At 61.6% G+C, this 25,821-nt stretch carries 27 protein-coding genes and 1 pseudogene; 8 read left to right on the top strand and 20 right to left on the bottom strand.

Annotated features, from left to right (window positions below; genetic code table 11):
• The 3 genes from WDX12_RS00330 to WDX12_RS00320 are packed head-to-tail and all read right to left on the bottom strand — an operon-like array spanning position 1 to position 3,036.
• Positions 1–1,512, bottom strand: coding sequence for an RnfABCDGE type electron transport complex subunit D (locus WDX12_RS00330; RefSeq protein WP_434723560.1), 1,512 nt, complete (start codon positions 1,510–1,512; stop codon positions 1–3).
• Complete coding sequence (locus tag WDX12_RS00325) at positions 1,509–2,222, bottom strand: FAD:protein FMN transferase (protein ID WP_434723559.1); 714 nt, start codon at positions 2,220–2,222, stop codon at positions 1,509–1,511. The genes WDX12_RS00330 and WDX12_RS00325 overlap by 4 nt, the downstream gene beginning before the upstream one ends.
• A gap of 31 nt (positions 2,223–2,253) precedes the next feature.
• A complete protein-coding gene (locus WDX12_RS00320) occupies positions 2,254–3,036 on the bottom strand; it encodes an FMN-binding protein (protein ID WP_434723558.1) in 783 nt (260 codons plus the stop codon).
• A gap of 261 nt (positions 3,037–3,297) precedes the next feature.
• On the opposite strand from WDX12_RS00320, the gene WDX12_RS00315 reads away from it, so the two are divergent.
• The 4 genes and pseudogenes from WDX12_RS00315 (at position 3,298) to WDX12_RS00300 (ending at position 5,275) form a co-directional block, all read left to right on the top strand.
• Positions 3,298–3,993, top strand: coding sequence for a VIT1/CCC1 transporter family protein (locus WDX12_RS00315; protein WP_434725749.1), 696 nt, complete (start codon positions 3,298–3,300; stop codon positions 3,991–3,993).
• Positions 3,994–4,121: 128 nt separating this feature from the next.
• Positions 4,122–4,382 carry a DUF6455 family protein gene (locus WDX12_RS00310; protein WP_320297223.1) on the top strand — a complete coding sequence of 87 codons (261 nt, stop codon included), beginning with the start codon at positions 4,122–4,124 and terminating at the stop codon, positions 4,380–4,382.
• Between the two features lie 69 nt (positions 4,383–4,451).
• Positions 4,452–4,705, top strand: a pseudogene (locus WDX12_RS00305) (cytochrome c maturation protein CcmE domain-containing protein); the annotation flags it as partial.
• Between the two features lie 18 nt (positions 4,706–4,723).
• Positions 4,724–5,275, top strand: a complete 552-nt coding sequence (locus tag WDX12_RS00300; protein ID WP_434723557.1) for a hypothetical protein — start codon at positions 4,724–4,726, stop codon at positions 5,273–5,275.
• A gap of 116 nt (positions 5,276–5,391) precedes the next feature.
• Here WDX12_RS00300 and WDX12_RS00295 read toward each other — a convergent pair whose 3' ends face one another.
• The 10 genes from WDX12_RS00295 to WDX12_RS00250 form a co-directional block, all read right to left on the bottom strand.
• Positions 5,392–6,093 (bottom strand): CBS domain-containing protein, encoded by a 702-nt coding sequence (locus WDX12_RS00295; RefSeq protein WP_434723556.1) that lies wholly within the window; start codon positions 6,091–6,093, stop codon positions 5,392–5,394.
• Between the two features lie 64 nt (positions 6,094–6,157).
• Complete coding sequence (ccoS, locus tag WDX12_RS00290) at positions 6,158–6,328, bottom strand: cbb3-type cytochrome oxidase assembly protein CcoS (protein WP_434723555.1); 171 nt, start codon at positions 6,326–6,328, stop codon at positions 6,158–6,160.
• Positions 6,325–8,610: a cation-translocating P-type ATPase gene (locus WDX12_RS00285; RefSeq protein ID WP_434723554.1), complete on the bottom strand. Its 2,286-nt coding sequence runs from the start codon at positions 8,608–8,610 to the stop codon at positions 6,325–6,327. The genes ccoS and WDX12_RS00285 overlap by 4 nt, the downstream gene beginning before the upstream one ends.
• Positions 8,607–9,122 (bottom strand): FixH family protein, encoded by a 516-nt coding sequence (locus WDX12_RS00280; protein ID WP_434723553.1) that lies wholly within the window; start codon positions 9,120–9,122, stop codon positions 8,607–8,609. The genes WDX12_RS00285 and WDX12_RS00280 overlap by 4 nt, the downstream gene beginning before the upstream one ends.
• Positions 9,119–10,678, bottom strand: coding sequence for a cytochrome c oxidase accessory protein CcoG (gene ccoG / locus WDX12_RS00275; RefSeq protein ID WP_434723552.1), 1,560 nt, complete (start codon positions 10,676–10,678; stop codon positions 9,119–9,121). The genes WDX12_RS00280 and ccoG overlap by 4 nt, the downstream gene beginning before the upstream one ends.
• Before the next feature lie 174 nt (positions 10,679–10,852).
• Positions 10,853–11,716: a cytochrome-c oxidase, cbb3-type subunit III gene (gene ccoP / locus WDX12_RS00270; RefSeq protein WP_434723551.1), complete on the bottom strand. Its 864-nt coding sequence runs from the start codon at positions 11,714–11,716 to the stop codon at positions 10,853–10,855.
• 2 nt (positions 11,717–11,718) lie between these two features.
• Complete coding sequence (locus WDX12_RS00265; RefSeq protein WP_278206792.1) at positions 11,719–11,868, bottom strand: cbb3-type cytochrome c oxidase subunit 3; 150 nt, start codon at positions 11,866–11,868, stop codon at positions 11,719–11,721.
• Between the two features lie 14 nt (positions 11,869–11,882).
• Positions 11,883–12,614, bottom strand: a complete 732-nt coding sequence (gene ccoO, locus WDX12_RS00260) for a cytochrome-c oxidase, cbb3-type subunit II (RefSeq protein ID WP_320297216.1) — start codon at positions 12,612–12,614, stop codon at positions 11,883–11,885.
• Positions 12,615–12,624: 10 nt separating this feature from the next.
• On the bottom strand, positions 12,625–14,235 hold the full coding sequence (gene ccoN, locus WDX12_RS00255; RefSeq protein WP_434723550.1) for a cytochrome-c oxidase, cbb3-type subunit I: 1,611 nt from the start codon (positions 14,233–14,235) through the stop codon (positions 12,625–12,627).
• A 251-nt stretch (positions 14,236–14,486) separates the two neighbouring features.
• On the bottom strand, positions 14,487–15,200 hold the full coding sequence (locus tag WDX12_RS00250; protein WP_434725748.1) for a Crp/Fnr family transcriptional regulator: 714 nt from the start codon (positions 15,198–15,200) through the stop codon (positions 14,487–14,489).
• Between the two features lie 107 nt (positions 15,201–15,307).
• Here WDX12_RS00250 and hemN point away from each other — a divergent pair, with 107 nt between their 5' ends.
• A complete protein-coding gene (hemN, locus tag WDX12_RS00245) occupies positions 15,308–16,687 on the top strand; it encodes an oxygen-independent coproporphyrinogen III oxidase (RefSeq protein WP_434723549.1) in 1,380 nt (459 codons plus the stop codon).
• 19 nt (positions 16,688–16,706) lie between these two features.
• Here hemN and WDX12_RS00240 read toward each other — a convergent pair whose 3' ends face one another.
• From WDX12_RS00240 to WDX12_RS00215, 6 genes are all read right to left on the bottom strand, one after another.
• Entirely contained in the window at positions 16,707–17,138 is a 432-nt protein-coding gene (locus WDX12_RS00240) for a potassium channel family protein (RefSeq protein WP_434723548.1), read from the bottom strand.
• A 196-nt stretch (positions 17,139–17,334) separates the two neighbouring features.
• The gene (locus tag WDX12_RS00235) at positions 17,335–17,781 is read right to left on the bottom strand and encodes a group III truncated hemoglobin (protein ID WP_434723547.1); all 447 of its coding nucleotides are present in this window, start codon (positions 17,779–17,781) and stop codon (positions 17,335–17,337) included.
• A gap of 21 nt (positions 17,782–17,802) precedes the next feature.
• The gene (locus WDX12_RS00230) at positions 17,803–18,669 is read right to left on the bottom strand and encodes an SUMF1/EgtB/PvdO family nonheme iron enzyme (protein ID WP_434723546.1); all 867 of its coding nucleotides are present in this window, start codon (positions 18,667–18,669) and stop codon (positions 17,803–17,805) included.
• Positions 18,670–18,737: 68 nt separating this feature from the next.
• A complete protein-coding gene (nirK, locus tag WDX12_RS00225) occupies positions 18,738–19,841 on the bottom strand; it encodes a copper-containing nitrite reductase (RefSeq protein ID WP_434723545.1) in 1,104 nt (367 codons plus the stop codon).
• A 251-nt stretch (positions 19,842–20,092) separates the two neighbouring features.
• The gene (locus WDX12_RS00220; protein ID WP_041005804.1) at positions 20,093–20,539 is read right to left on the bottom strand and encodes a pseudoazurin; all 447 of its coding nucleotides are present in this window, start codon (positions 20,537–20,539) and stop codon (positions 20,093–20,095) included.
• Between the two features lie 33 nt (positions 20,540–20,572).
• Positions 20,573–20,743, bottom strand: coding sequence for a hypothetical protein (locus tag WDX12_RS00215; protein WP_320297251.1), 171 nt, complete (start codon positions 20,741–20,743; stop codon positions 20,573–20,575).
• Between the two features lie 204 nt (positions 20,744–20,947).
• Between WDX12_RS00215 and WDX12_RS00210 the strand changes: the two genes are divergently transcribed.
• On the top strand, positions 20,948–21,652 hold the full coding sequence (locus tag WDX12_RS00210) for a Crp/Fnr family transcriptional regulator (protein WP_320297208.1): 705 nt from the start codon (positions 20,948–20,950) through the stop codon (positions 21,650–21,652).
• Here WDX12_RS00210 and WDX12_RS00205 read toward each other — a convergent pair.
• The gene (locus WDX12_RS00205; RefSeq protein ID WP_320297207.1) at positions 21,649–21,861 is read right to left on the bottom strand and encodes a DUF1858 domain-containing protein; all 213 of its coding nucleotides are present in this window, start codon (positions 21,859–21,861) and stop codon (positions 21,649–21,651) included. The two genes, WDX12_RS00210 and WDX12_RS00205, sit on opposite strands and share 4 nt — an antisense overlap.
• Positions 21,862–22,154: 293 nt before the next feature.
• Here WDX12_RS00205 and WDX12_RS00200 point away from each other — a divergent pair, with 293 nt between their 5' ends.
• Both WDX12_RS00200 and WDX12_RS00195 read left to right on the top strand, forming a co-directional pair.
• Entirely contained in the window at positions 22,155–24,536 is a 2,382-nt protein-coding gene (locus WDX12_RS00200) for a phosphoketolase family protein (RefSeq protein WP_434723544.1), read from the top strand.
• A gap of 62 nt (positions 24,537–24,598) precedes the next feature.
• Positions 24,599–25,777, top strand: a complete 1,179-nt coding sequence (locus WDX12_RS00195) for an acetate/propionate family kinase (protein WP_434723543.1) — start codon at positions 24,599–24,601, stop codon at positions 25,775–25,777.
• The last annotated feature ends 44 nt before the right edge of the window (positions 25,778–25,821 follow it).

Genomic DNA, 25,821 nt, shown 5'->3' with positions numbered 1-25,821 from the left:
TCAGGCAAAACCGGGAAAATAGTCGACCTTTATCTTCGAACGGCTGACGCCCATGGCCAGGAGCTTCTGGCGCAATGCCTTGACCATCGCCTGTGGGCCGGAAATGTAGAAGGTGCGTTCGAGATAATCGGGCATTGTCAGCCGCACCAGGCGGGCATCGATATAGCCGGGATATTGGCCGCGCTCAGCACCTTTGGCCACGGCATGAAACGTCCTTATCCCCAGTTCGCGTCTCGCCAAGCCAAGCACGTCGCGATAGGCGATGTCGTCTTGTCCCTCTGTTCCGTAGAGGACGACGATCGGCCGCACTTCCTTGCGATCGACAAGATACTGCAACATCGAACGGAACGGCGTGATGCCGATGCCGCCCGCCAGGAACGCGATCTTGGTTTTCGGGTCGGACGGCAACGTGAAATCGCCGGCAAGTTGTGAAGCGTGGATCGTGGCACCGGGCTTCATGCTGCCAAGCGCCTGCTTGAAGGCGCTCGATTGTGGATAGAACTTGACGCCCAGCCGTACCGATTGCTCGGTAGGCGATGAGGCGACGGTGAAGTAGCGGCGGTTACCGCGATTGTCGGAACGGTCGAGGCCAAGCGTCCATTCAAGGTACTGGCCTGCCTGGAAGGCAAGCTTTCGCGGTGACCTGAAGATGAAGTCGTAGCTGTCGGCGGCGGTTTGCTCGATACGGTCCAACGTCAGCACGAAGCGACCTTTCGGACCGACCGCATAGGCGAAAAGATTGCCTGCTAGAAGCGCAAGCTCGGGCGTGAAATAGAGCGAGCCGACATGAATGTTGGGCGCGAAAAGGAAGCCGACGATGGCCGCAAAGGCGACCCGCGGCCATCGCTGTGCGGGCGCCGTCAGCGGCTCGGTCAGCATCACGAAAGCGAAGAACAATAGCGGTGACGAGCTCAACGTTTCCTTGAAGGCAGTGCCATATTGCGCTGGCTGGGTTGTTGCCAGGACGGTAACCAGGGCCACGGCCACAAAAGTCGCGACGAGATCCAGGCGACGCAGCTTTCGGACAATAAGAATGCCGCCGATCACCACCAGGGGAAGCAGCCAGGGGTTGCCACCGACCCACCATGTGGCGGGCTGGTTCAGCAGCAATGCCGACAGTGCCACGCCGACGGCCGCTGGATTGAAAAGGTGTTTTCGACCAACGGCCAGGATGTATTTCGATGAGATCGCCCAAACAGAGGCGAAAGCAACTGCCGCGATACCCTTCAGGTCCGTGACGGCGACCGGATCGAGGATGAGGGCCAGAATGAGCGCGGTGATATAGACGGATTCGCTGTTTGCCGGGACCTCGAAGACCAGCGCGAAAGCCTTGTTGGTGACCCAGCAGGCGCCGACTGCCAGGGCGGTGGTGAAAGCGAGTGCAAGCGGATCATGCGGCACGAGCTTGACGAAGCCAAAGGCGAAGGCCGTGCCCAGAAGCACCACCAAATAGTTGAGCACCAGCCGGTACATGGTCAGGTGATCGAGGAACCGGTCGACTGCCTTGATCATGGTTCGCAAAGGTCTCCGAAGCCGCTTGTCGGCGTGGCGCGGCCGTTGATGTCGACGAGATATCCCTCCAGCCCCGGAGTCTGCTCGATGAACAGGATGCCGTCCCGGCCCATGGCGAAGGCAGCGGTGGCAAAGCGATCGGCTTCAAGCACGTCGGATCCGACGACCGTCAGGCTGACGATGTCGGAGATGGCGTCGGAAGGCTCATGGGGGTTGTAGATATGTTGGCCGCGCGCATAGGTGCCGGATGTGGCGACGCCGCGACCGCGCGGATATACGACCTTGATGATCTCATCCATCTTGAAGGGGTTGCGGATGCCGACACTCCAGTCTCCGCCGGACGCATTCCTGCCTAAAGACTGAATATCGCCACCTGCCTCGATGAAGAAATCACCGGCCCCGGCCTTGCGAACGATACCGGCGGCATTGCGGATGGCCCAGCCCTTGACGATCCCGGAAGGATCAAGCGAACCGTCGGCCCTGCGGATGTCGAAATATCCGCCCGTCTCGTTCCTGGTCCGCTCGGCCAGCGCCAGCACTTCCATCATCTCGCCGCTCCAATCCTTGACCGGAACGTCGCCCCGGTTGATGGCGGAAATCTCGCTGTCGGTCCTGTATGTGCTGAAGCGCCGATCGATTTGCTCGAAATAGTCGAAGACGGAATCGACCAGGCTGGCACGCGCGCCACCAATGTCGACCGTGATCGGCATTCCCATCAGGATCCGCGTTTCACGCATGGCGTCAGGAGGAAGCCTTTTTCAGGGCGCCGCCGAGCGACTGGATGAAGGCTTTGCTGGTCAGCGTGGCCCCCGAAATGATGTCCACATCGGCGCTTTGCGCGTTGATCGCTTCGTCACGCAGCATGGGCAACGCCTGCCGGTTGATGTTGACGGAGGTACGACGATCATTGGGGTATTTCAGCACTTTGAGTGCCGTGACACGGCCGCCCTGAACAAGTGCCTGGATCTGAATGATGCCGTAGTAGGCGTCGGCCGAAGGGCCGGTGTAGACTCCGTCGGTATAGCTGTGTGTCGCGAACTTCATGCCCGTATGGATGGCGCGTACTTGAGGATAGTCCGGCCGCGGCTTCGGGATGGGAATGTAGACGGCAGGCGTGATGGCGAATGACGGTGTCTGAAGCGGCGCGGCGTTTACTCTCGGGAGCTCCACTTTTGGCTCCGGCGGCGAAGGCGGTGGCTGTGTGACTTCCGGCTGGCTATCGGCAACGATGGCCTGCGGTACTGCGGCCGCAATCGCCGCGGGGGGATCCTTCCAGGCTTCGACGGTTGTGCGTGGCGCCGGCGCCTTTGGTACATCCGACTGGGGAATTACCGGCTGGGTCGCCGCCGGCGCCAGGACCGGATCGGCAGTGGGAAGCGGAGTGACCCGCGGCAACGCAGTCTGCTCCGCCGCGTTGGCCCCTTGTGTGTCGATCAGATCGCTGTCGGGAAGCTTGCCCGTCTGATCCCAGACATAAGCCCCGGACGAGGCGATCACGAAGAGAGACAAGGCGATCTGTTTCATAAGCATTGTTCCAGTTTCGAGCGCGCTGCGGCCGAGCCGTTGCGTGCATGTTGGGAACAATATCTCATGGGCTAGCTGACAACTGGCTGTCAGCGCGCCTTGGCTTGCGAGAAATGTCCGATCGGCGAACTGGGGGGCGCTATTTGACTTTGATCAAGGCATTTGCTCGGGTCCAGGGCCAGTGAACGGTTGGACTGCCTTTCTGTGCTTGCCGATGTGGACGCCAACCATGACCGAACCGACAATTGTTGCTTTGCTCAGATGAGTCGTCTTCATACCGAAAATCACCTGGTTTCACGCATCGGCTGGTTACGCGCCGCGGTGCTCGGCGCAAACGACGGCATCGTCTCGACCGCCAGCTTGATCATTGGGGTCGCAAGCGCCAACGCCACCACCGCCAGCGTGCTGGTAGCTGGCGTTGCCGGCCTGGTGGCAGGCGCCATGTCGATGGCCGCCGGCGAATATGTATCCGTCAGTTCCCAAGCCGACACCGAGCACGCGGATCTCGCGCGTGAACGAAAGGAACTGGCGAGCCAACCCGAGTTCGAGCGGCAGGAGCTTGCCCAGATCTACATCGATCGCGGCGTGGAACCTCAGTTGGCGTTGCAGGTGGCTGACCAGTTGATGGCCAAGGACGCGCTCGGCGCCCACGCCCGCGACGAACTTGGTATTTCCGAGACAACCGCGGCACGACCGATTCTGGCCGCGCTGGCGTCGGCGGCGGCGTTTTCAATCGGCGCGATCATGCCGCTGGCGATGGTGCTGCTTTCACCGCCCTCCCGACTTGTTGCCGTCGTTTCGATCGCATCGCTGTTGTTCCTGGCCGTGCTCGGCGCAATCGGCGCGAGGGCCGGCGGCGCCAATGTACTGAAAGCCACTGCTCGCGTCACTTTTTGGGGAGCGCTGGCAATGGCATTGACCGCAGGCATTGGAGCAATATTCGGTACCGTCAGCTAGGCTCCTGGGCGAGAAATTTGGCCCGTCTGGCGAAGCAATTCCACGAAATGAATAGCGCTCCTTGATCGAGATCAACGTCGCAGGCCGCCTGAGATGGCAATGAATTGTCAACTGAGGAGTGTGACGACATGAGCTTTCTCGAATATCTGATCGGGGTTGACGCCAGAACTGCCTTGATGGGGCGCATGATGCAGAAGATGGGCGTCGACAGGCAGCTGAAAGTTGTGGCGGATCACGCCGCCGTCACCAGTCGCGCCGTGGATCGGTGCCGGTCTTGCGGGCACCAGGACGAATGCGCGATTTGGCTCGACGAAACCCCGCATGTGGATCATCCGCCGGCCTATTGCCGCAACAGCGACTTGATCGCTCGGCTGCAGTCTGTCCGCTGATCGAGCATCGGCGCTGAGCGCAATCGGGAGCGTGGCGAAGCGCCTTGACCGCGCTCTTGCCGTCGCGCCGTCGTGCGCGGGCAGGGCGCCACCGTCGCCTTCTCGGTCACGACACGCAACGATCGGTCAAGGTCACCTATACCGGCATCCTTCCCGATCTGTTTCGCGAAGAACAGGGCGTCATAACCGAGGGTGCTTTCGGTCAGGACGAAGTCTTCATTGCCGACAGCGTGCTTGCCAAGCATGACGAGCGCTGTATGCCAAAGGATGTCGCCGACGGGCTGAAAGCCAAGGGCGTCTGGAACGAAAGTGCCAGCAAATAGTAACACGGCGGCCGACCGATGTTGAACAGCCTGTTTATTCTCGAAGCGTTCCTGCTTTTCGCGGCCCCAGGGCCGACCAACGCCCTCCTGATGGCGGGCGCCGTCAAGCGTGAGAAGGCGACCAAGCTCTTGGTGGCGCAGGCGTGCGGCTATGGGATTGCGGCGGGGTTCTGGTTTTTTTCGCGTCGCTTGATGCCGCTCGATGCCATCCAGATACTCAGGCTGGTCGCGGTTGGATGGCTTTCGGTTCTGGGCCTGCGCCTGATGGGCAGGAACCCCATGAAGATATCCGAGCGCGGTGACGGCCTTTCCGTGCTGACAACCACCGCCCTCAATCCGAAGGCTTTCATCTATTGCTTGGCGATGGTGCCAATGGGTGCCGGGCCCGGCGTTCTGTGGATCTCCTGGATAGTACTTGTCGGGATTACCGCCGCCACGGGGTCGCTTTGGATTCTGCTGGGCAAGCGGCTTCTCGGAGGCAGGAGGATCGCCGATAGGGTGGCGGGCGCGGCGCTTCTTGGATTTGCCCTGCTCCTGCTTCGACCACTGTTAGCCGTGGCCGCGCTCTAACGCCCGACGGGAAAATCCGGGCCATATCCATCTCGGCGCGATGATCGCAGCGGAGCAATAGCCCGCAGGGCAAGGCGCATGGCCGACATCGAGCGATCAGCCCGCTGCCACGCTCGTCAGGAGACGAGCACGACCGAGAACGGTCCGGCGTAGAAGAGCTTGTCCGTGACTTTCTTGACCCCGGCGACGTTCTCCGCGGCAACGACGGCGGCCTGTCGCTGGCGCTCGTCGAAAATGGCGCCGTTCAGTTCGACCTCTCCCTCTCTGACGGTAACGCCGATGAGGTCGGCACCGACGCTCCAGGATTGCCCTCTCAGCTCGGCAAGAATGTTCCTGCGGATGACCTCGTCATCGACCGTCGCCGCGCCTGATTTTGGCAATGTGCGAAGGAGGGTGCGCATCAGATCGGAGCGGCTGACGATGCCGACGATCTTCCCCGCGTCAAGGACAGGGACGTTCTTGATGTCGTGGGTCGCCATGAGGTCTACGATCTCGGTGAGCGGAGCACTAGGCGCTGCTGAAACAACGCCAGTGGTCATAACCTCGGCCACTCTGCGGCTGCTCGAACGGACATACTCGTCGGCGAGCTTGCCTGGACCGACAAGAAATTCGAGCCAGCGAGGCCGCGTGCGTCGGGTGCCGAGTTCCCCACGGCGCAGAAAATCGCCTTCGCTGATGACGCCGACCAGCGATCCATCGTCTCCCACGACCGGGAGGCAGCGGATATTCCTGGCCAGCATCAGATCGGCCGCTTCGGCGACCGAGGCAGAGGTGGCGATCGTGACCACCGGCGTCGCCATAATGTCCTGAACTTGCATGGAAATCTCCCGCCTTTCGTCAGTCCTTTTTCCGACGTCGAGAGCATCGGCGCTTTGATCCACATCAGCTTGACGGCCGGCCTTCGCTGTCTCGCCCATCGGGCTCGATCAATATCCGCTCAGCGGCTCCATCGAGATCCTCGTACTGGCCGCTGCGCAAGGCCCACAGGAAGCCGGACAGACCGAGCGCCCCCAGGAACAAGGCTACCGGAATGAGATAGACGAGCGTGGTCACGGATGGGCCGCTCCAATGAGGTCGGTGCGGCGCCTGGCTGGGACCGCTTCAGGTGCCGTCTTCGCCGTTGCCTGAAGCCGCATCGCATTGGCGATCACGATCAGCGAGGAAGCGCTCATTGCGATCGCCGCGATGAGCGGCGTCACGTGGCCCAGAACCGCGATCGGAACGGCGAAGGCGTTGTACACGATCGCAATGGCGATGTTCTGGCGAATGAGCCGGCCGGCCCTGCGCGAGACGTCCATCGCCAAGGGGACCGCAAGGAGGCTTTCGCGCAGGAAGACGAAATCCGCGGCCTGGCGGCCAATGTCGGCCGCGGTTGCCGGAGCCATCGAAACATGCGCCGCTCGCAGCGCCGGTGTGTCGTTTAGGCCGTCGCCCACCATCAGTACCTTGTGTCCGGCGCCGGTCAACGACCCGATCCACTCGACCTTCCCGCAGGGCAATAGAGCCGGGACGAAACTCTCGATCCCCAGCGACTTGGCAACCTCGCCGCAGGCCTTGGCGGTATCTCCGGACAACATGTCGACCGACACCCCGGCGTCCTTCAACTCCCGGATCGTTGCCTTGGCGTCTTGCCGAAGGGCGTCCTCGAATGCGAAGCACGCGACGATATTTCCATTCTTGGAGAGCACGGTGCCGCCGTAACCGCCGAGTTTGCCTTCGCCGCCGGTGCGAGCCTTCCAGCCTGCCCACCCACGCCTTCCGAGGCGCCACGTATTTCCCTCCGTTATGGCTTCGACGCCGAAGCCCGGATGCTCGGTAACGGATTCGACGCTGGGCTGGCCCGAATACCCCGCGTAGCTGGCGATGGCCCTCGAGAACGGGTGGTGGGAATGAACCGCCATGTCTGCCGCGATCGCAAGCATGGTCGGATCGATCGAGGATGCATTCACAAGTTTTGGGCGCCCGAGCGTCAGCGTCCCGGTCTTGTCGAATACCGCCGTGTCGATAGCGGCGAGACGCTCCATCGCCGATCCGTCCTTGACCATGACGCCGGCCTCGAAAAGGCGTCTTGCTGCCACGACCTGGACGATCGGCACTGCAAGGCCGAGCGCGCAGGGGCAGGTGATGATCAGCACCGCGATGGCGATGGTGAGAGCCCGGTGCCAGTCACCGGACGCGACCATCCAGCCAAGGAATGTTACAAAGGCCGCCAGATGGACGACTGGCGCGTAGAGCGCCGATACGCGATCTGCAATGCGACGGTAACGCGAGCGGCCGCCCTCGGCGGCCTCCATCAGCCGAACCATCTCCGCCAGAAAGGAGTCTTTCGCCGCTGCGGTCGCCAACATCGTCAGCGGTCCTGTCAGGTTGAGCGTGCCGGCCTGAACATGGGCGCCGGCACCGACGGCCTTGGGCGCGCTCTCGCCGGAGACGATCGAGCAATCGAGGTCGGAGTTTCCGCTGAGTATGTCGCCGTCGACCGGTATGCGTTCTCCGGCCACGATGAGCAGGCGCAGTCCGGGTGTGAGCTCGGCGACGGGCACATATTCGCGCTTGCCGTCATCGCGCACGACGAGCGATCCCCGCGACGCCAGCCTCGAGAGGCCATTGACGGCCATTCGCGCCCGCTCCCGCATGACATGGTCGAGCGTGCGGCCGATCAGCAGGAAGAAAAGCAGCGAAACCGAGGCGTCGAAATAGGCGTGTTCACCATGATTGATGGTCTCATAGAGGCTCATCGCGTAAGCGAGCGACACGCCCACCACGATCGGCACGTCCATGTTCATGCGGCCATGGCGCAGCGCGTTCGCGGCTGAGCGGAAGTAGATGCCGCCGGCGAAGGCGAGGGCCGGAATGGCGATCAGCGCCGACAGCCAGTGAAAGAGATCGCGCGTCGCGCCCTCGGCGCCAGACCAGACCGACACCGACAGCAGCATGATGTTGCCGGCCGCAAAACCGGCGACGGCGACGGCCCGGATCAACTCCGACAGGGTCCTGTCCTTCTCCTGGATTTCCGGGTCGAACAGATGCGCCTGATAGCCAAGCCTTGAAAGCGCTGCGAAAAACGGCGGGACCTGTTCCCCGCGCCAGCGAACGGATACTCGCTTGGTTGAGAGATTGACGCGGGCGGAATCTATGTTTTCTAGCTTCGCCAGTGCTGCCTCGATCGCCTGGATGCAACCCGCGCAATGAACAGACGGAACCGACAGGTCCGTCTGGCGACAGCCGCCGTCCAGCGCGCGGCTGGCCAGTTTTATTTCGTCGCTGGACGGCACGGCGGATGCCGCCTCCACGATATCCAGAGCCATCTCGGCCCCTGGCGCGCAACAGCTCATTGCAGGGCTCCGTTCGCGATCATGACGCGGCGGACATCGCGAAATGGAGTGGCAAGGCCCGCGTCGGCATCGATCTCGACGATCCAGACCCCGTCCTTTGGCGTGTGCCGCACGGCAAACTCTTGTGCATCCCCCGGAGCAACACCCGCCGGTGCGGCAAGTGTCAGAGCTTCGTCTTCTGCTTCGTAAGCTGGGTGCCGGAACAATATTCTGACGCCACGCAGCGGCAGCGCTTTGCCGTGTGCATCGACGAGGCTGTAGTGGACTTCTCCAGAGGCGACTGTCAGCTTGCCAGTCCAGCCTAGTGCTGCCTGTGCTTTTCCTTTCTTGGCCTCCTCGTTGAACTGCTGGCTCGCAACATAGGTGTTCTCGACCACAAGTCCGGTCCAGCTCGTCTGGGCGAGCGTGGCCATGGTGACGTTCACTCCAATCACCACCGCGAAAAAGGTGACGATCACGATCAACATGTGCCTGCCGGTGAACTCGTTCGGCTTGTGTATGTTGGTGCTCATTTGCCGTTCTCCGGAGCATTGAAACTGGCAGTGTATTCGGCGGATTCGGAGCTTGCCTGGTCCTGGATATGAAATCCGAAACTTTGCGCCGGGCCTTTGATCAGGTTCGCGGGTTGACGAACGAAAACCTTGAGGACCTTCAGCCGGTCGGGTTCGACCGCAACGGAGAATGAGCGGCTCGGGGGCTGGTCGACACCGACGATGCTCATCTCGCCGCCGTCCAGACCCTGCAGCATGACCTCGATCGTCCGCGGCTCAGGTATCATGTTGAGCAGCTTGACGGTGTAGCCGTTGCGGATCGAGCCGTCCGACAGCGTCACGAACTGAGGATTGCGGTCATGCAGGACATTCAGTTCCAGCCGCTCGCGCGTCAGCAGCGAATAGACGAGGACCAACCCGATAGCCGACCATGCGCCGAGATAGATGTAGGTGCGCAACCGGAAGATCTTGCCAAGATGGAAATGCGCCAGGCCGTCGACGAAAGCGCCGCTCGTTGTTCTTACCAGCGACGGATTGACTGAACTTGTGCCCTCCGCGGTTGCCACCGCCATGTTGGCATTGTAGTCGGCCAGCGTCGCATAGGAAATCAGTCCGCGCTCGCGACCGAGCTTGTCCATGACACCGTCGCAGGCATCGATGCAGAGCGCACAGGTGATGCATTCGAGCTGCTGTCCGTCACGGATGTCGATCCCCATCGGGCAGACGGCAACGCAGGCGTTGCAGTCGACACAATCGCCAGCCGGCAAACCAGCGGCGAGAGCCTTCTTGGCATGGCGCGAACGCGGTTCGCCGCGCCAGTCGTTGTAGGTCACCGTCAGCGAATTTTCGTCGAGCATGGCGGCCTGGATTCGCGGCCAGGGGCACATGTAGGTGCAGACCTGTTCGCGCATCAGTCCGCCGAACACATAGGTCGTGCCGGTCAGGACGGCGATCGTGACATAGGCGACGGGCGCCGCCGTGCCGGTGACGACTTCGCCGAGCAGCTTCGGCGCGTCGGCGAAGTAGAAGATCCAGGCGCCTCCGGTGGCAACCGCGATGACGAGCCAGATGGCATGCTTGGATACGCGCAAGAACAGCTTGCGGGCGCTCCAAGGGGCGGCTTCCAGCTTGATGCGGGCGTTGCGGTCGCCTTCGATCGCGCGTTCCACGACAAGGAACAGATCTACCCAAACGGTCTGTGGGCAGGCATAGCCGCACCAGGCTCGCCCGACCGTCGATGTGATCAGGAAAAGGCCAACGCCCGCCATCATGAGAAGACCGGCGACGTAGTAGAATTCCTGCGGCCAGATCTCGATGAAGAAGAAATAAAACCGGCGATTGGCCAGGTCGAGGAGAACGGCCTGATCGGGTGCAAACGGGCCACGGTCCCATCGCAGCCACGGAGTCAGGTAGTAGATGCCAAGGGTGATCGCCATCACCAGCCATTTGAACTGGCGGAAGCGGCCTGAGGCCCGCTTCGGAAAAATCTTCCTACGCGCCGCGTAAAGCGGCTGTCGCGTCTTTGCGGAGTTGACCGCTTCGGCCTCGAGCCGTTCTACCTGCGTCTGATCGAGCACGGCGACCTCCAATCGGCGAAAAAGATTGCCGCCTCTAACGGCCAGTCTTGCAATCGTTCGCGTTGCGTCGCGTTGATGCAGGTCAAATTCAGTTGTCGAAACGAGTCGAGGCCCAGCCACCGCCGGGCCGGGCCTCGTCGCTTGGCGGCCGAGGGCAGAGAACAGCCCCCGCTCCTATTCTCCGCCACCAAGCGAATGGACGTAGACGGCCAGTTCCTTGACTGTCGTCTCGCCGAGTCGGCCGACCCATGCGGGCATCACGCCGTTCTTCGGCGTACGCACCTGCGAAGCGATTGCGGCCTCGCCGGAGCCATGGAGCCAGATCGCATCCGTCAGGTCAGGCGCCCCGAGGTCCCGATTACCTTTTGCGTTGCCGCCGTGGCAGGCGGCACAATTGTCGGCGAAGACCTTCGCGCCCGGCTCGATGAGGCTCTTGTCCCGCACCGGTCCCGAAAGGCTGGCCACGAAGGCGCTGACCTGAGCGATCTGGTCCGGCTTGAGCGCATCGACGAAGGCTGGCATCTCTGACTGGCGGGTATCGGCATCAGCCGCGAACCGGATGCCGTGAGTAATCGTCTGCTGGATCTGTTCCGCCTTGCCGCCCCAAAGCCAATCGTCGTCGTTGAGGTTCGGAAAGTCTGTCGATCCTTGGGCGCCGGAGCCGTGGCACTGGACGCAGTTGACCTTGAATGCAGCACCGCCCGCCGCTACGGCAAATTCGCGCAATGCGTCATCCGCAGCGATCTCCGAGACAGTCTTGGATTGTATTGCCGCGACATACTTGGACTTGGCTGCCTCCGCTGCGGCCAGTTCATTCTTGACGTCGTTGCGGCTGGAGAAACCCAGAACGCCCCTGGTGGCGGAACTCAGCATCGGCCATGCGGGGTAGGCAATCGTGTAGGCGATCGCCCAGGCGATCGTGATGTAGAAGGTTATCACCCACCAGCGCGGCAGGGGATTGTTCAGCTCCTTGATCCCGTCCCACTCGTGACCGGTGGTCGTGACGCCCGAGATTTCGTCGATATGCTCGTTGCTCATGATCAGTCGTCCTGGAGAGGGATCTTGGCGGCGTGATCGGCATGCGCCTTGCCGCCTGGGCGAAGCGCAAAAGCAATGCAGCCGACAAAGAACAGGGCCATGGCAAGCAAGCCCCAGCTATCGGCGAACTCCCGCATCAAATTGTAGTCCATCGGTTGTTTCTCCTTCAGCGGTAGCCGGCGGCTTCGTCGTAGTTCTTGAAATCGACCAGTGTGCCGAGCATCTGGAGGTAAGCCACTAGGGCGTCCATCTCGGTGACCTGCTGAGGGTTGCCGTCGAAGTCGCCGGTCTTGGCCTTCGGGTATCTCTTCTCCAGGCCCGACGTGTCCGCGTTGGGATCGGCCTGCGTCATCAGATCTGCATTGGCGTTGGCGATCATCTCGTCGGAGTAGGGGACGCCGACGCGCCGGTTGGCGACGAGATGCGTCGAGAAATCCTTCACCTCGATCGGTTTGTCTTTCAGGAAGGCATAGCTCGGCATGATCGACTCCGGCACGACGGAGCGCGGATCGCTGAGATGCTGGACGTGCCAGCTGTTGGAGTAGCGGTCGCCGACACGAGCGAGATCGGGTCCGGTCCGCTTGGATCCCCACTGGAACGGGTGGTCGTACATCGATTCAGCCGCCAGGCTGTAGTGGCCATAGCGTTCCACCTCGTCCCGGAATGGCCTGATCATCTGGCTGTGGCAGAGATAGCAGCCTTCGCGCACATAGATGTTGCGACCGGCGAGCTCGAGCGGCGAGTAGGGCCGCATGCCGTCGACCTTCTCGATCGTGTTGTCGAGGTAGAATAGCGGCGCGATCTCGACGATGCCGCCGACTGTCACGACCAGCAGGGATCCGACGAGAAGAAGCGTTGCATTCTTCTCGATCAGAGCGTGTCTATCTATCAGGCCCATGTCAGGCTCCTCATTCGGCAGGCTGGAGAGCGGGCGCGGAGCCCGGCAGGGGTTGTTCCTCGCGCTGGTAGCCGCGGATGGTCATGGTGATGTTCCAGGCCATGATCAGGGCACCGGCGAGATACATGGCGCCGCCGGCGGCGCGCATGATGTAGTAGGGATGCATGGCGGCGACGGTCTCGGCGAAGGAATAGACGAGGAAGCCCTGTTCGTCGTACTCGCGCCACATCAGGCCCTGCATGATGCCGGAAACCCACATGACCGCCGCGTAGACGACGATTCCGAGCGTCGCCAGCCAGAAGTGCCACGTCACAAGACGCATCGAGTAGAGCCGCGGACGGTTCCACAGTTTCGGCACCATGTAGTAGATGGCGCCGAACGAGATCAGGCCGACCCAGCCGAGCGCGCCCGAATGGACGTGGCCGATTGTCCAATCCGTGTAGTGGGACAGCGAGTTCACGGTCTTGATCGACATCATCGGACCTTCGAAGGTCGACATGCCGTAGAAGGCGATGGCCGCGACCATCATGCGGACGATCGGGTCCGTGCGGATCTTGTCCCAGGCTCCGGAGAGGGTCATGAGGCCGTTGATCATGCCGCCCCAGGAGGGCATCCACAGCATGATCGAGAACACCATGCCCAGGGTCTGCGCCCAATCGGGCAGGGCGGTGTAGTGGAGGTGGTGCGGGCCCGCCCAGATGTACAGGAAGATCAGCGCCCAGAAGTGGATGATCGAAAGGCGGTAGGAATAAACCGGCCGGTTCACCTGCTTGGGTACGAAGTAATACATCATGCCCAGGAAGCCCGCGGTCAAGAAGAAGCCGACCGCATTGTGCCCGTACCACCACTGGGTGAGCGCATCCTGGACACCTGAGAAGGCCGAGTAGCTCTTGGATCCCAGGAATGATGCCGGCATCGACAGGTTGTTGACGACGTGCAGCATCGCGATGGTGACGATGAAGGACAGGTAGAACCAGTTGGCGACGTAGATGTGGGGTTCCTTGCGCTTCAGGATCGTACCGAGGAAGAGCACAAGGTAGGCAACCCAGACGATGGTCAGCCAGATGTCGACATACCATTCCGGCTCGGCGTACTCGCGGCTTTCGGTGATCCCGAGCAGATAGCCGGTGGCGGCCATGACGATGAAGAGCTGGTAGCCCCAGAAGACGAACCAGGCGAGATTGCCACCGAACAGCCGCGCCCGGCAGGTGCGCTGCACGACATAAAGCGAGGTGCAAAGGAGCGCATTGCCGCCAAAGGCAAAGACGACGCCGGAGGTGTGAACAGGCCGCAGCCGGCCGAAATTGAACCAGGGTTGGATGTTGAGGTCAGGGAAAGCAAGCTGAAGCGCGATAATGACGCCGACCAGCATGCCGACGACGCCCCAGAACATGGTCGCGATGGCACCGTAGCGGATCGGACCGTCCATGTAGGCTTCCGGATCGATCGGCGGCGCTGGCTTGAAATCCGAATTGCGCAACAGGATCGCCGTAAAGCCAGCCACGGCGAAGAACAGAACCCACATATGCTGGCGAAAGGGTTCATCCACGCCGAAGCCGGCGGCCACAACAGCGCCAAACGCAAACAGGCCTAGAAGGACCATCTCCGTGCCATATCTCATCGCAAGTCCCCGTCTCGAAAGTTCTGGCGGAAATGCCCGCTCGCGGCACCATTTCGGGATTTCCCATCCGTTAGCCTTGATTCAAGTCAAACGCGGATGACTTTTGTTTTGGGGATCGTTTGCTGTGACCGCTGAAGCATGGCGCCGGCCGTGACGTAACAAGCAAGGTGCGTCTAGGAAACGACCCGCGGGCCGAAGTCAGGAAGCGTTGGAGCGTCAAAGCTGAAAGACGATTTGATGGGAGGCGCTGATCAGTCGCCGCAGCGCTCCTCGAGTCGAGCTATGCTTGCGAGGCTGATATGCCGCTTGTTCGCGATCCGGATTGCGCCGTCCGATCGCAGCCTGGAGAATTCCCGGCTTACCGTCTCGATGGTCAGCCCAAGAAAATCGGCGATATCCGCACGTGTCAGCGGCAGGTCGAAACTTATCGAGCTTTGCGGATGGTGAGCGGGATCCATGTTCCTGGCGACCATGAGAAGGAAGCTTGCCACCTTCTCGGAGGCGGTCTTGCGCCCCAGTGCCGCCATCCAGTCGCGTGCGTCATCGAGCTCGCTCAGCGCATGCTTCAGCAGCCGACGCCCAAGCTCCGGCGTCTCGTTGATCATTCGATCGATGACCGTCCCTGGAAATGAGCACAGTGTCACATTCGTCAGGGCTTGCGCCTTGATCGACTTTTTTGCCTTGAACGGTCGGCCCAGAAAATCAGGCGCGAAATGGAACCCGAGAATCTGCTGACGACCGTTGGAAAGATTTCTGGTGAGCTTCACCACGCCCGACAACAGGTTCGAGTAGGTTCCATCGTCGGACAGTTCCGTTCCCGCCAAGATCTCATGCCTGGATGACGCTTTGGCCAGCTCCGCGAGTTGGCGGGCGTTGAACGCACTGCATAATCCGCCCTGCCGCGCTTCGCAGGGTTTGCAAATCGCGGGAACGTCGGCTTCTTGAGCATCCCGTCTGGCGGCCATTGCATCGCCCATGGTCAAATAGGGATGGCAATTTGCGCCAGTTGTGGCCTGGGCCGCCTTGATCGAAATCAAGGTTTAACCGGCGTCATTCGGGCAGTTTGATCGTCATGACCGCTCCCACCGCTGCCATCCATTCCCCGCGCCCAACTCAGACCGTGAGCCTCGGCGACAACGTACCGCGTTACACGAGCTATCCCACGGCACCGCACTTTCATCCCGGTGTTGACGCAGTGACGGTTCGCGGGTGGCTGGATGCGCTTGAGGGCGATGACGAGATATCGCTCTATCTGCACATCCCCTATTGCGACCGGTTGTGCTGGTTCTGCGCCTGCCACACCAAGCAGACACGTCACTATGCGCCCGTTGCCACCTTCCTGCGCTCGCTCCACAGGGAGATCGAAACTGTCGGTGGCCTTGTGAACGGCAGGGGCAAGGTCCGCGCTGTTCATTTCGGTGGCGGCTCCCCGACGATGCTGAAGCCCGACGACATCCTCATGCTTGGAAGGGCGTTGCGGGATCGGTTCGACTTCCTCGACGATGCCAGCCTGAGCGTCGAGATCGATCCGAACGACATGGACGAGGGGCGGCTCGATGCCTTCGCGGCGATCGGCATGACGCGAGCGAGCCTTGGTGTCCAGGACTTCGATCCCAAGGTGCAGAAGGCGATCAACCGCGAGCAGAGCTTCGAGCTGACGAAGAGCATCGTCGATGCGGTGCGCGCGCGAGGCGCTCTATCCGTCAACCTGGATCTTTTGTACGGGCTGCCACACCAGACTTGCGAAAGCGTTGCGGCGACGGTCTCCCAGGCGCTGACGCTGGCGCCTGACAGGCTGGCCCTGTTCGGCTATGCGCACGTGCCCTGGTTCAAGAAGCATCAAACGATGATCGATGAGGCGTGGCTGCCCGATTCCGCCGCCCGCCTGGCACAGTCACGGCTTGCCGCCCAAATGATTGTCGATGCCGGCTACGAAGCCTTGGGGCTGGACCACTTCGCCAAGCCGCAGGACGCGTTGGCGATCGCCGCTCGCGCCGGCAAGATCCGGCGCAATTTCCAAGGCTATACCGAAGATCAATGCGAAACGCTTGTCGGTCTTGGCCCGTCCTCGATCAGCCGGTTTCGCCAGGGCTATGCACAAAATATCGTTGCGACCGGTGAGTACGAAAAGGCCGTGGATTCCGGACAACTGGCAATAGCGCGAGGTGTCGAGTTCAGTCTGGATGATCTGGCGCGGGGCTGGATCATCGAGCGTCTGATGTGCAGCTTCGCCTTCTCGGCCGTGGACCTCGTGGAACGATTCGGGGCGGTCGGCCAGACACTGCTCTGTGAGGCAAGCCGCTTGGCCATCAGCGGCGCCGGTCAACTTCTTCGGCTCGATGGTGAAAACTTCGTCGTGCCGGAGGAAAGCCGTCCTCTGGTCAGGACGGTGGCGGCGAAATTCGACAAATATCTTGGCAATGGAATCGGCAGGCATTCGATAGCGGTCTGAGCATGGCTCGGGTCGCAGATCAAAAATGCTCGCCTACCCTGAAAGGGCCGACACGGGTGCCGGCCGCGATCAGATAGGCGGTCGACCAACCAATCAGCAAAAAGCCGTTGATGCCCTCCAGCGCCGCCAACACGCGCCAGCCATGAGCGGGCACCACATCTCCATAGCCGACCGTCGAAAAGGTTATGGTCGAGAAGTAAAGCGCCGTCTCGAAATCGCTCAGGATCCCGAGCAACCGGTAGACTCCGGCCCATAGCCAGACTTCCGCCGTCATCACCGCGAAAAGCCCCATAACCACGGTGATCATGGCCAGAACCCGGCTGCGCCGCCCATGCATGCGGAAGAACGCCACGAGGCGTGCCATCAAGTGGGTGATGGCGATAAGGCCGAAAGTGTGGATCAGGACCGTCAGGCTGATGACGATCGTGCCGGTGCAAAGATTGAGGATCATCGGCTGAAACTACGAAGCCGGACCGCCGCGGTCCTTGCGCAAAATCAAGCCCTGCTGCCAACTCGACAAATTCCCTCGCGCCGGCGGGATTGCAGCTAGTGCGTTTCACCGTTTCACGGAACCGGTGAAACGCCCTATCTCTTTGTTTTTACGCAATTCCGGACGGAAAACCGCTTACACTTTTCCTGGAATTGCTCTAGCCGCCAGCTGCGGCGGCGGAGCCGAGGCGGAAGAACATCGCGAGCTCCAGGCTTGTCGCTATCCGTTCGGCCCGCTCAACGAACACTGCCGCGATGTCGGGGGTGAAGAGCTCGGACGCCGTCTTGCTGAAGAGAGCCAGCCAGATATCGAAGTCTTCTTCAGTGACATCCCTGAGCTTCAAGTGAGCCGGCACCGGCCGTCCATGATAGTCGCCGCTCTTCAGTATCACGGAGCACCAGAAGTCCGTCATCTTCTCCAAATGAGGCTCCCAATCGCCAGTGATTTCTCGAGCGAAGATGGGTCCAAGTCGCTCATCTTTTCGCACGCTGGAATAGAATTCGCGGACCAGCACTCCTATCGAGGCTCGGTCGACGCCGGGGCGGGCCAGGGACTGTTCGGCGGCAGGGCGAACCCTGTCCAGAAAGACCGGCTTTGAAGTCATTCTCGTTCCTTTTTCGAGCAGTCAGGTGAGGCCAAGGCGGCGAAGGACCGCCTGCAGGGGGCTACCGCGATCATGGACAAGGCGAAATCCGAGATTGTCCGGCGGGGTGCCGACCGCGCAGCCGCCGCTTTTGCCGTCGCGGATGAAGTTCGACATGTAAGTGCGGTGGAAACCCTCCACAACATGCACGCCGCAATTGCTGAGCGAACCGGCAACACCATCGCTGGACATCGTCACATGGGCATAGCAAGTCGATGTCCATTCCCAGACGTTGCCGGCGATGTCCGCAACATCTTTTGAATTGGTTCCAAATGCCCCGGAAGGCCTTGGTTCGGGATCTGCCTTGCGGCCGAGCGCCGACTCGTTGCGATATTGGGCGAGCCATCGCCTTGCCGGATCGGCCGGGTCGCCTTCACCAGCTTCTATATCGGCCCGAAACCGCTCGGCCGCGGCATAGGCCCACTCGACGTCGGTCGGCAGCCGCCACGTCTCACCTGTCTTGGCCGATAGCCACTTCGCGTAAGCCGCCGCGTCGAGGAAGCTGACGCCCGTCGCCGGAACGTTGCCGACAATGCTCGAATCGGCAGGCTTGCAGGCGCCGTCCGAAACGCAGCGGTCATAGTCGGATGCGGTCACCTGGAACTTCATGATTTCCAAAGGCGTGTCGATAGTTTCCGTCGCCACGGGCGCAGGCACGGGATGGTTGTCCCTGAGGAACTCGCCAGGCTGCGGGTGTTCGAATGATCCGGGCGTCAGGGCTACCAGTTCTACCGTAGCAGCTGGAACGCGGGGCAGAGAGGACGTCCCGTCGATCGCGTTGCCGACACCGAGACCGATGAGGGCGGCGGCAGCAATGGTTCCAAATGTGAAGACAGGATCGAAGGACATGTTCAAAGTCCGCCTGCGGGTGCGACCTGCCGGTCGCGCCGGCAGGTCGCGGGAGGTCTCTTTCCGATTTACGAGGCAATCGCCTTGGGAGCTTCGATCTGCATCATCAGATCGTCGTCCCAGGTTCCATCGACGGTGAAGTGGGCGGTCGCGCCGAGCTCGACGGCCTCGATCAGGTTGTGATTGACATAGGCATAGACGCCAGGCTGCCGGAAGGTATAGAGCGCCGCGCCTGCCGAACCGCCGCGAATGAACCAGGTTTCCATATCCTTGGCGGGCGGGTTCGCGAACTTGCCGCCTTCCCAGACGAAGTCGCCGTGGCCACCGATCAGGTGCGGACGGGTGTCGCGATTTGCCTGAGAGTGGACGATCAGAACCGTTTCCCCGACTTTGGCCTTCATGGCGTTTTCACCGGTCAGCGATCCGGCCTTGCCGTTGAACACGACATGCGTCGGGATCAGGCCGCGCATCACCTTCACCGTGTCGTCATAGTTGTCGCCGGCCGAGTCGTACTTCTTGAATTTCCCCTGCTCGTCGCGCGGAATGTAGAAGTCGTTCTCGCCGATATAGTAGATGCGGTCGTAGTGGACGGGCGTGCCCTTTTCGTCCTTCAGGCCGTCGCGCGGCAGGACCATCACCGCGCCACTCATCCCCGACACGACATGCCAAGGGATCATCGCCCCGCCGGGGGCGCAATGGTAGACGAATGTGCCGGAGCGGGTCGCCTTGAAGCGCAACGTCACCTGCTCGCCCGGGTTGATCAGCGTCAGAGCGCCGCCGCCGAGCCCGCCGGTCGCCGCATGGAAATCGATGTTGTGGGCGAGCGTGTTGGTGTCGGGATTGATCAGCGTGAGTTCGAGGTAGTCGCCCTCATGCACGACCATCAGAGGGCCTGGTATGGAGCCGTTGTAGGTCATGGCGTTGAGCTGCGTGCCGCCAGCATCGATAACCAGCGGCTTTTCCTCGATCTTCATGGTGAACTCGACGACCTTGGGGCCGCCCTTGGCCACCTGATCATGAGCGTGCACGAACGGTGGCGCGACAAGGGTCACCTTCTCGCGCGGCAGCCCGGCCACATCCTTCGCGGCGGCCATTACCGGCGTCGAGCCGATGGTGGCGACGGCGGCGGCGGTTAGAACAGAACCCAGCAAAGCTTCGCGTCTCGTAAGCATGCTTCATCTCCTCGACTTCAATGGTTTCGATGAAGCCAGGATAGTATCTTTGCGCCACACGTCTTTGCGTTTGCGCAAATCTGAAACAAATGAATTTTCACTTTGGAGGCAATTGCCGACAGCGGTCGTTGCGGCTGCAGCGGCGTGCCAGATCGTAAAATGAAAATGGCCGGGTCAGACCTCTCCCCCAGGTCTGCCCGGCCAGTGCTTCCGGCTAGCCACCGCCGGAGGCAGTCCCCTGTGCTGTCGGATCAGTTCGAAGCGGCTTTGGTCGCCTCGGCGAACAGCTCGGCGAAGACCGGCTTTGCCTTGCCGATCTGCTTGACGGCCTCCGCCGCGTCCAGGTTGACCGGCTTGCCGACGACGATCAGCGCCACCATGCCCATGCCATAGTGGGGAGCGCACTTCACGCCATAGACACCTTCCTTGGTGAGGGTGACCGTGATCTCCTCGCTCGGCTTGCCTTTGAAGGCTTCCGCGCCGTCCGGGATCATGCCCTTGATGATCTCGGCGTTGTGGGTCTTGTCGGTTGGCACGAACTTGATGGTGTCGCCGGGAGCGGCACGGACGAAGTCGGGCTGGAAGACCATCGAGCCCTTGTCACCCTTGTTCAGCATCTGGACGACATGTTCTTCGGCATTTGCAGCGCCGGCAATTGAGAGCAACGCGATCGCCGCGGCAATGAGGGGCAGTTTCATTGGAATAGTCCTTTCTTTTGGTTCACCACGGCATCAACCGTTGCGCCCTTGTAGATCGCCGGACGACTTGGCGATTTGCGCTGGCGCAAATTGCTCGACGAAAATGGGTGGCGCGGCTTGCAGCGACGCCAATAGGAAGAAGGGCCGGAAGCCGTAGGAGAGTATCGCCGGATAGGCGCTTGGCCGCGTGCGCGGAATTGCCATGACATGCCTCGTTGAAATCCGGGCAAAGCGCCCAAGCGGATCTTCTACCCCGGTTCCAGGGAGAGACATTTGCCTCAGCGCAAACAAGAGAGCGACTGGCTGGCGGCAGCGGGACGAGGCTTCCCTTGCCGATGGCCTATCGGTCGTGACACAGTCTGGTCCGCAACTCGGGGGCTGCGCAGTTGAGTTGGGGAGGGAAGGCAGTTGGCAAGCCTTGATCGGTCATTGATTGCCGGGCTGTCGGTCTTCGAGGGGATCGCTGCGGCGGATCTCGATCGCATAATCGGCCAGGCGAGGTCCATTCGCATCGCCAGGGATCAACCGGTGTTCGAGCAGGAACAGGAGGCGCATTCATTCTTCCTGCTGCTCGACGGCCATGTGCGCGTGGTGAAATCGACTCCAGATGGGCACGAGGTGACCGTGCGCTACATAAGCCCAGGCGAATTGATGGGGATCGCCAGCGCGCTAGGCCGGACGACTTATCCGGCAAATGCCGTAGCGGCCGTCGATTGCGTGGCGCTTGCCTGGCCAAGCCAGCTCTGGCCCACATTCGCGACCAGCTTCCCGAACTTTAGCGCCAATACCTACAAGGCGGTGGGTGCCAGGCTTCAGGATGCCCACGCACGCGTCATCGAGATGTCCACAGAGCAGGTGGAACAGCGCGTCGCGCATGCGTTGCTCAAGCTGATCAAGCAGTCGGGGAAAAAGACCGAGGAAGGAATTCTGATCGACTTTCCGATTTCACGCCAGGACGTCGCGGAAATGACGGGCACCACGCTCCACACGGTGAGCCGGTTGCTTTCTGCCTGGGAAGACCAAGGGCTCGTCAAGAGTGGGCGACAGAGAGTAGTCGTGATTGAGCCGCATCGGCTCCTCGTCATCGCTGAAGGCCGCGCGGCCAAAACCTAGTCCACATCACTTTGGATCGCTGCCTGCAGGTCGCGGCGAAGCTGATCCTCGTCGAGATCATGCTCGCGCGCCGCATCGGAAACGGTGTGGAAGGAAGCGATCGGGCAGCCGACGCACAGCATTCCGTGCTGGAGAACGACGCGGATTGCCGCCGGCGTCTCGCGCATGATCCCGTCCATCGTCGCATCGTCGTTCAACTTGCGTTTCATGCCGATTATCCGCATTTGCACGCAAACCATCCTGACTGAGTTTTATGGCGCGTTCGTTGCTCTGAAACAAACATAGCGCTGTCTTGCCTTGCGCGACGAAACCGCAGCTCGACGTGAGATTTGAAGCTGCAGCCAGCCTGCCTTGGCATTTTGCGATGGATCAAAGCTCGACGTTTCTTCGCCGTATAGATCGAGGACGTCCGGTCTTGACACCGACCGGTCATGAACCGGTGGCAGCGTCGATGCGTTGTGCTTTCAGCCGGATCGGTTTCAAACCAGCGAAGGAGTCGGAAATGAACGAGCGTTCCAGAACCAACCGCTTGTCCGCCCAGGAACTGCATGACATCGATGCCTATTGGCGTGCAGCCAACTACCTGACCATCGGACAGATTTACCTGCTCGACAATCCGCTGCTTCGTGAGCCGCTTCGGCTGGAGCATGTCAAGTCAAGGCTGCTTGGGCATTGGGGAACGTCCCCGGGGCTCAGCTTCATCTACGCGCATCTCAACCGCGCAATCAGACAGCGCGATGCCAATGTCATCTATGTCTGCGGTCCTGGTCATGGGGGCCCGGCGATGGTTGCCAATACCTACCTCGAGGGCACTTACAGCGAGATCAATCCGGACGTCGCGCCGGGCGAAGCCGGAATGAAGAAGCTCTTCCGGCAGTTCTCGTTTCCGGGCGGAATCCCAAGCCATGCCGCGCCCGATGTGCCCGGCTCGATCCATGAAGGCGGCGAGCTCGGTTACGCGCTGTCGCATGCCTATGGCGCGGCCTTCGACAACCCGGACCTTATCGTCGCCTGCGTCGTCGGCGACGGCGAGGCGGAAACCGGGCCGCTCGCCACGTCCTGGCACTCCAACAAGTTCCTCAACCCGGCGCTTGACGGCGCGGTGCTGCCGATTCTCCACCTCAACGGCTACAAGATCGCCAATCCCACCATTCTTGCTCGTATCCCCGAGGACGAGCTGCGCGCGCTGTTCGTCGGCTACGGCTACGAGCCGCTGTTTGTCGAGGGTGATGATCCGGCCCTGATGCATGAGCGGATGGCGGTCGTGCTCGACGATGTGCTCGACCGCATCAAGGCTATACAGGACGCCGCTCGCAGCGGCGCGAAGACCGCGCAGCCGCGGCCGAAATGGCCGATGATCGTGCTACGAAGCCCGAAGGGCTGGACCGGTCCCAAGGAGGTCGACGGGCTGAAGACCGAGGGGTTCTGGCGCGCCCACCAGGTTCCGCTCTCCGGCCTCGCTGAAAACCCTGCGCATCTGAGGATGCTCGAGGAGTGGATGAGAAGTTACCGGCCCGAAGAGCTTTTCGATGCCTCCGGCGCGCCTGTGGCTTCGATCCGCTCCACCGTGCCGCAAGGTGATCGGCGCATGAGCGCCAATCCGCATGCCAATGGCGGCCTGCTGCGCCGGTCTCTCGAGTTGCCTGGCCTGCATGAGCACGCCGTCCCGGTCGAGCGGCCCGGCGGCGTCAAGGCGGAGTCTACCCGGGTGATGGGCAGCTTCCTGCGCGACGTCATAACGTTGAACCGGGCCAGCAGGAACTTCCGCATCGTCGGGCCCGACGAGACCGCTTCGAACCGGTGGCAGGATGTCTTCGAGGTGACGGAGCGCGCCTGGATGGAGGAAATCCTTCCTGAGGACGTCCACCTGGCGCGGGAAGGCAGGGTTCTGGAAATTCTATCCGAGCATACGTGCCAGGGTTGGCTGGAAGGTTACCTGCTTACCGGGCGCCACGGCTTCTTCTCCTGCTACGAGGCCTTCACGCACATTGTCGATTCCATGTTCAACCAGCATGCGAAATGGTTGGACGCCTGCCGCAAGCTCGCCTGGCGGCGACCGATCGCTTCGCTGAACTATCTGTTGTCCAGCCATGTCTGGCAGCAGGAGCACAATGGCTTCAGCCATCAGGATCCAGGCTTCATCGACGTCGCGCTGAACAAGAAAGCGGATGTCGTGCGCGTCTATCTGCCGGCGGATGCCAACAGCCTGCTTTGCGTGACCGATCATGTGCTTAAGACATGGAACCGCATCAACGTCATCGTCGCCGGCAAAGCCAATTCCTGGCAGTGGCTCTCCATGGAAGAGGCGAAAGTCCACTGCAACGCCGGCATCGGCATATGGGAGTGGGCGTCGACCGACGGTGGGGCCGAACCGGATGTGGTGATGGCCTGCGCCGGCGACGTGCCGACGCTCGAGACGCTGGCCGCCGTCCAGATTCTGAAACGCCACATTCCCGAGCTCAAGATTCGCGTGGTGAACGTCGTCGACCTGATGACCCTGCAGCCAAAGGAACACCATCCGCACGGCCTGTCGGATCGTGAGTTCGATGCGTTGTTCACCAGTAACATGCCCGTCATCTTCGCCTACCACGGCTATCCATGGACCATCCATCGCCTGACCTACCGGCGGACCAATCACGACAACATCCATGTACGCGGTTACAATGAGGAAGGGACGACGACGACGCCGTTCGACATGACCGTTCTGAATGGGCTCGATCGCTACCATCTCGTGCTCGGCGTGCTCGACCGCATCCCCGAGCCGGCCGGCGCGCACATCCACCTGAGACAGGCCATGGAAGGCAAGCTGATCGAGCACGGAGCCTATATCCGCAAGCATGGGCAGGACATGCCTGAGATTCTCGGTTGGAAGTGGGAGCAGTAGTCGATGACGAAGTGCCGGGCTGAGAGGATCGGGCTTGCAAAAACGGCTGGGACCGGCCTGCCATGACCGATGCAATTCTCGTCCTCAATGGCGGCTCATCAAGCCTGAAGTTCGCCGTCTTCCAATGGCGCGACGAGCTCCATCTGCTGGTGCGTGGCAGCGTCTCGTCAATCGGCGAACGGCCCCGGCTTCACGTCGCGCCTACGGCAATGACGCCGCCGTTCGACAGGAGCCTTGGCGAACAGCCGATCTCCATCGGCAAGGCGTTCGAAGCCGTTGCGTCCTATCTTGCGGACCGCGACCTCCTGCGCCGGGTGCGTCGGGTCGGGCATCGCATCGTGCATGGCGGCCGGGAGTTTGCCCGCGCAACGCTGCTCGACCAGCGCACGCTCGGTGCCTTACGCAGGCTCGAGCCGCTCGCCCCGATTCATCAAGCGATCAACCTGGAGCTCGTCGACCTGGCCAGCCGCCTCTTGCCCGGCACCACGCAGCTCGGTTGCTTCGATACGGCCTTCCACGCGGCGCAGCCCGAGCACGCAAGACTGTATGGCCTGCCGCATGAGATGGCGGAGCAAGGCATCATCTCCTACGGTTTCCATGGGCTCTCCTACAGCCATATCGCCAGCGAGCTGCACAACCGTTACGGCGCCACCGCCGGTGGCCGAACGATCGTTGCCCATCTCGGCAGCGGCGCAAGCCTGTGCGCGATGAAGGCAGGCGTAAGCCACGCCACCACCATGGGTTTCTCGACGCTTGACGGCCTCGTCATGAGCACGCGTTGCGGGGCGATCGATCCCGGGGTCCTCCTGCACCTTCTGCAGGACCGGAAGGTGTCCTCGGACGAACTTGCCGACTTGCTCTATCAGCGATCTGGTCTGCTGGGGGTATCCGGCATCTCGGGAAACATGCAGACACTGCTTGCATCGGAAGACCCGGCGGCGATGCGCGCCGTCGATCTCTTCGTCTATCGTGTTGGGCGCGAGATCGGATCGCTTGCCGCGGCGATAGGCGGGCTCGACACCCTCGTGTTTACGGCGGGCATCGGCGAGCATGCGCCCGCGGTCCGGCAGAGCATCTGCCAAGCCACGGGATGGCTGGGCGTCGCGCTCGACAAGGAGTTGAACGCGCATGGCGAAGAACTGATCAGCGCCCCCGACTCCCTGGTCGACGTGCTTGTCATTCCCGCCGACGAGGAACGTGCGGTGGCCGCTGAGTTGCTCGGCTTCGAAGGCAAAGACTAAAATGATATCGCCCGGAAATGCGCGTCGCTCCCGGGCGATATCAT

Origin of the sequence: Mesorhizobium sp. RIZ17 (genome assembly GCF_051127865.1) — a bacterium.
In the GTDB taxonomy this organism is placed as follows: Bacteria; Pseudomonadota; Alphaproteobacteria; order Rhizobiales; family Rhizobiaceae; genus Mesorhizobium; species Mesorhizobium humile.
The sequence above is the reverse complement of the archived record's forward strand: the minus strand, read 5'-3'. Positions and strand labels throughout refer to the sequence as shown.

Coding starts and splice junctions, on each gene's coding strand:
- WDX12_RS00330 (WP_434723560.1), bottom strand. CDS start 1,512: ATGATCAAGGCAGTCGACCGGTTCCTCGATCACCTGACCATGTACCGG.
- WDX12_RS00325 (WP_434723559.1), bottom strand. CDS start 2,222: ATGCCGATCACGGTCGACATTGGTGGCGCGCGTGCCAGCCTGGTCGAT.
- WDX12_RS00320 (WP_434723558.1), bottom strand. CDS start 3,036: ATGAAACAGATCGCCTTGTCTCTCTTCGTGATCGCCTCGTCCGGGGCT.
- WDX12_RS00315 (WP_434725749.1), top strand. CDS start 3,298: ATGAGTCGTCTTCATACCGAAAATCACCTGGTTTCACGCATCGGCTGG.
- WDX12_RS00310 (WP_320297223.1), top strand. CDS start 4,122: ATGAGCTTTCTCGAATATCTGATCGGGGTTGACGCCAGAACTGCCTTG.
- WDX12_RS00300 (WP_434723557.1), top strand. CDS start 4,724: ATGTTGAACAGCCTGTTTATTCTCGAAGCGTTCCTGCTTTTCGCGGCC.
- WDX12_RS00295 (WP_434723556.1), bottom strand. CDS start 6,093: ATGCAAGTTCAGGACATTATGGCGACGCCGGTGGTCACGATCGCCACC.
- WDX12_RS00285 (WP_434723554.1), bottom strand. CDS start 8,610: ATGAGCTGTTGCGCGCCAGGGGCCGAGATGGCTCTGGATATCGTGGAG.
- WDX12_RS00280 (WP_434723553.1), bottom strand. CDS start 9,122: ATGAGCACCAACATACACAAGCCGAACGAGTTCACCGGCAGGCACATG.
- ccoP (WP_434723551.1), bottom strand. CDS start 11,716: ATGAGCAACGAGCATATCGACGAAATCTCGGGCGTCACGACCACCGGT.
- WDX12_RS00265 (WP_278206792.1), bottom strand. CDS start 11,868: ATGGACTACAATTTGATGCGGGAGTTCGCCGATAGCTGGGGCTTGCTT.
- ccoO (WP_320297216.1), bottom strand. CDS start 12,614: ATGGGCCTGATAGATAGACACGCTCTGATCGAGAAGAATGCAACGCTT.
- ccoN (WP_434723550.1), bottom strand. CDS start 14,235: ATGAGATATGGCACGGAGATGGTCCTTCTAGGCCTGTTTGCGTTTGGC.
- WDX12_RS00250 (WP_434725748.1), bottom strand. CDS start 15,200: ATGGCCGCCAGACGGGATGCTCAAGAAGCCGACGTTCCCGCGATTTGC.
- hemN (WP_434723549.1), top strand. CDS start 15,308: ATGACCGCTCCCACCGCTGCCATCCATTCCCCGCGCCCAACTCAGACC.
- WDX12_RS00240 (WP_434723548.1), bottom strand. CDS start 17,138: ATGATCCTCAATCTTTGCACCGGCACGATCGTCATCAGCCTGACGGTC.
- WDX12_RS00235 (WP_434723547.1), bottom strand. CDS start 17,781: ATGACTTCAAAGCCGGTCTTTCTGGACAGGGTTCGCCCTGCCGCCGAA.
- WDX12_RS00230 (WP_434723546.1), bottom strand. CDS start 18,669: ATGTCCTTCGATCCTGTCTTCACATTTGGAACCATTGCTGCCGCCGCC.
- nirK (WP_434723545.1), bottom strand. CDS start 19,841: ATGCTTACGAGACGCGAAGCTTTGCTGGGTTCTGTTCTAACCGCCGCC.
- WDX12_RS00220 (WP_041005804.1), bottom strand. CDS start 20,539: ATGAAACTGCCCCTCATTGCCGCGGCGATCGCGTTGCTCTCAATTGCC.
- WDX12_RS00215 (WP_320297251.1), bottom strand. CDS start 20,743: ATGGCAATTCCGCGCACGCGGCCAAGCGCCTATCCGGCGATACTCTCC.
- WDX12_RS00205 (WP_320297207.1), bottom strand. CDS start 21,861: ATGAAACGCAAGTTGAACGACGATGCGACGATGGACGGGATCATGCGC.
- WDX12_RS00200 (WP_434723544.1), top strand. CDS start 22,155: ATGAACGAGCGTTCCAGAACCAACCGCTTGTCCGCCCAGGAACTGCAT.
- WDX12_RS00195 (WP_434723543.1), top strand. CDS start 24,599: ATGACCGATGCAATTCTCGTCCTCAATGGCGGCTCATCAAGCCTGAAG.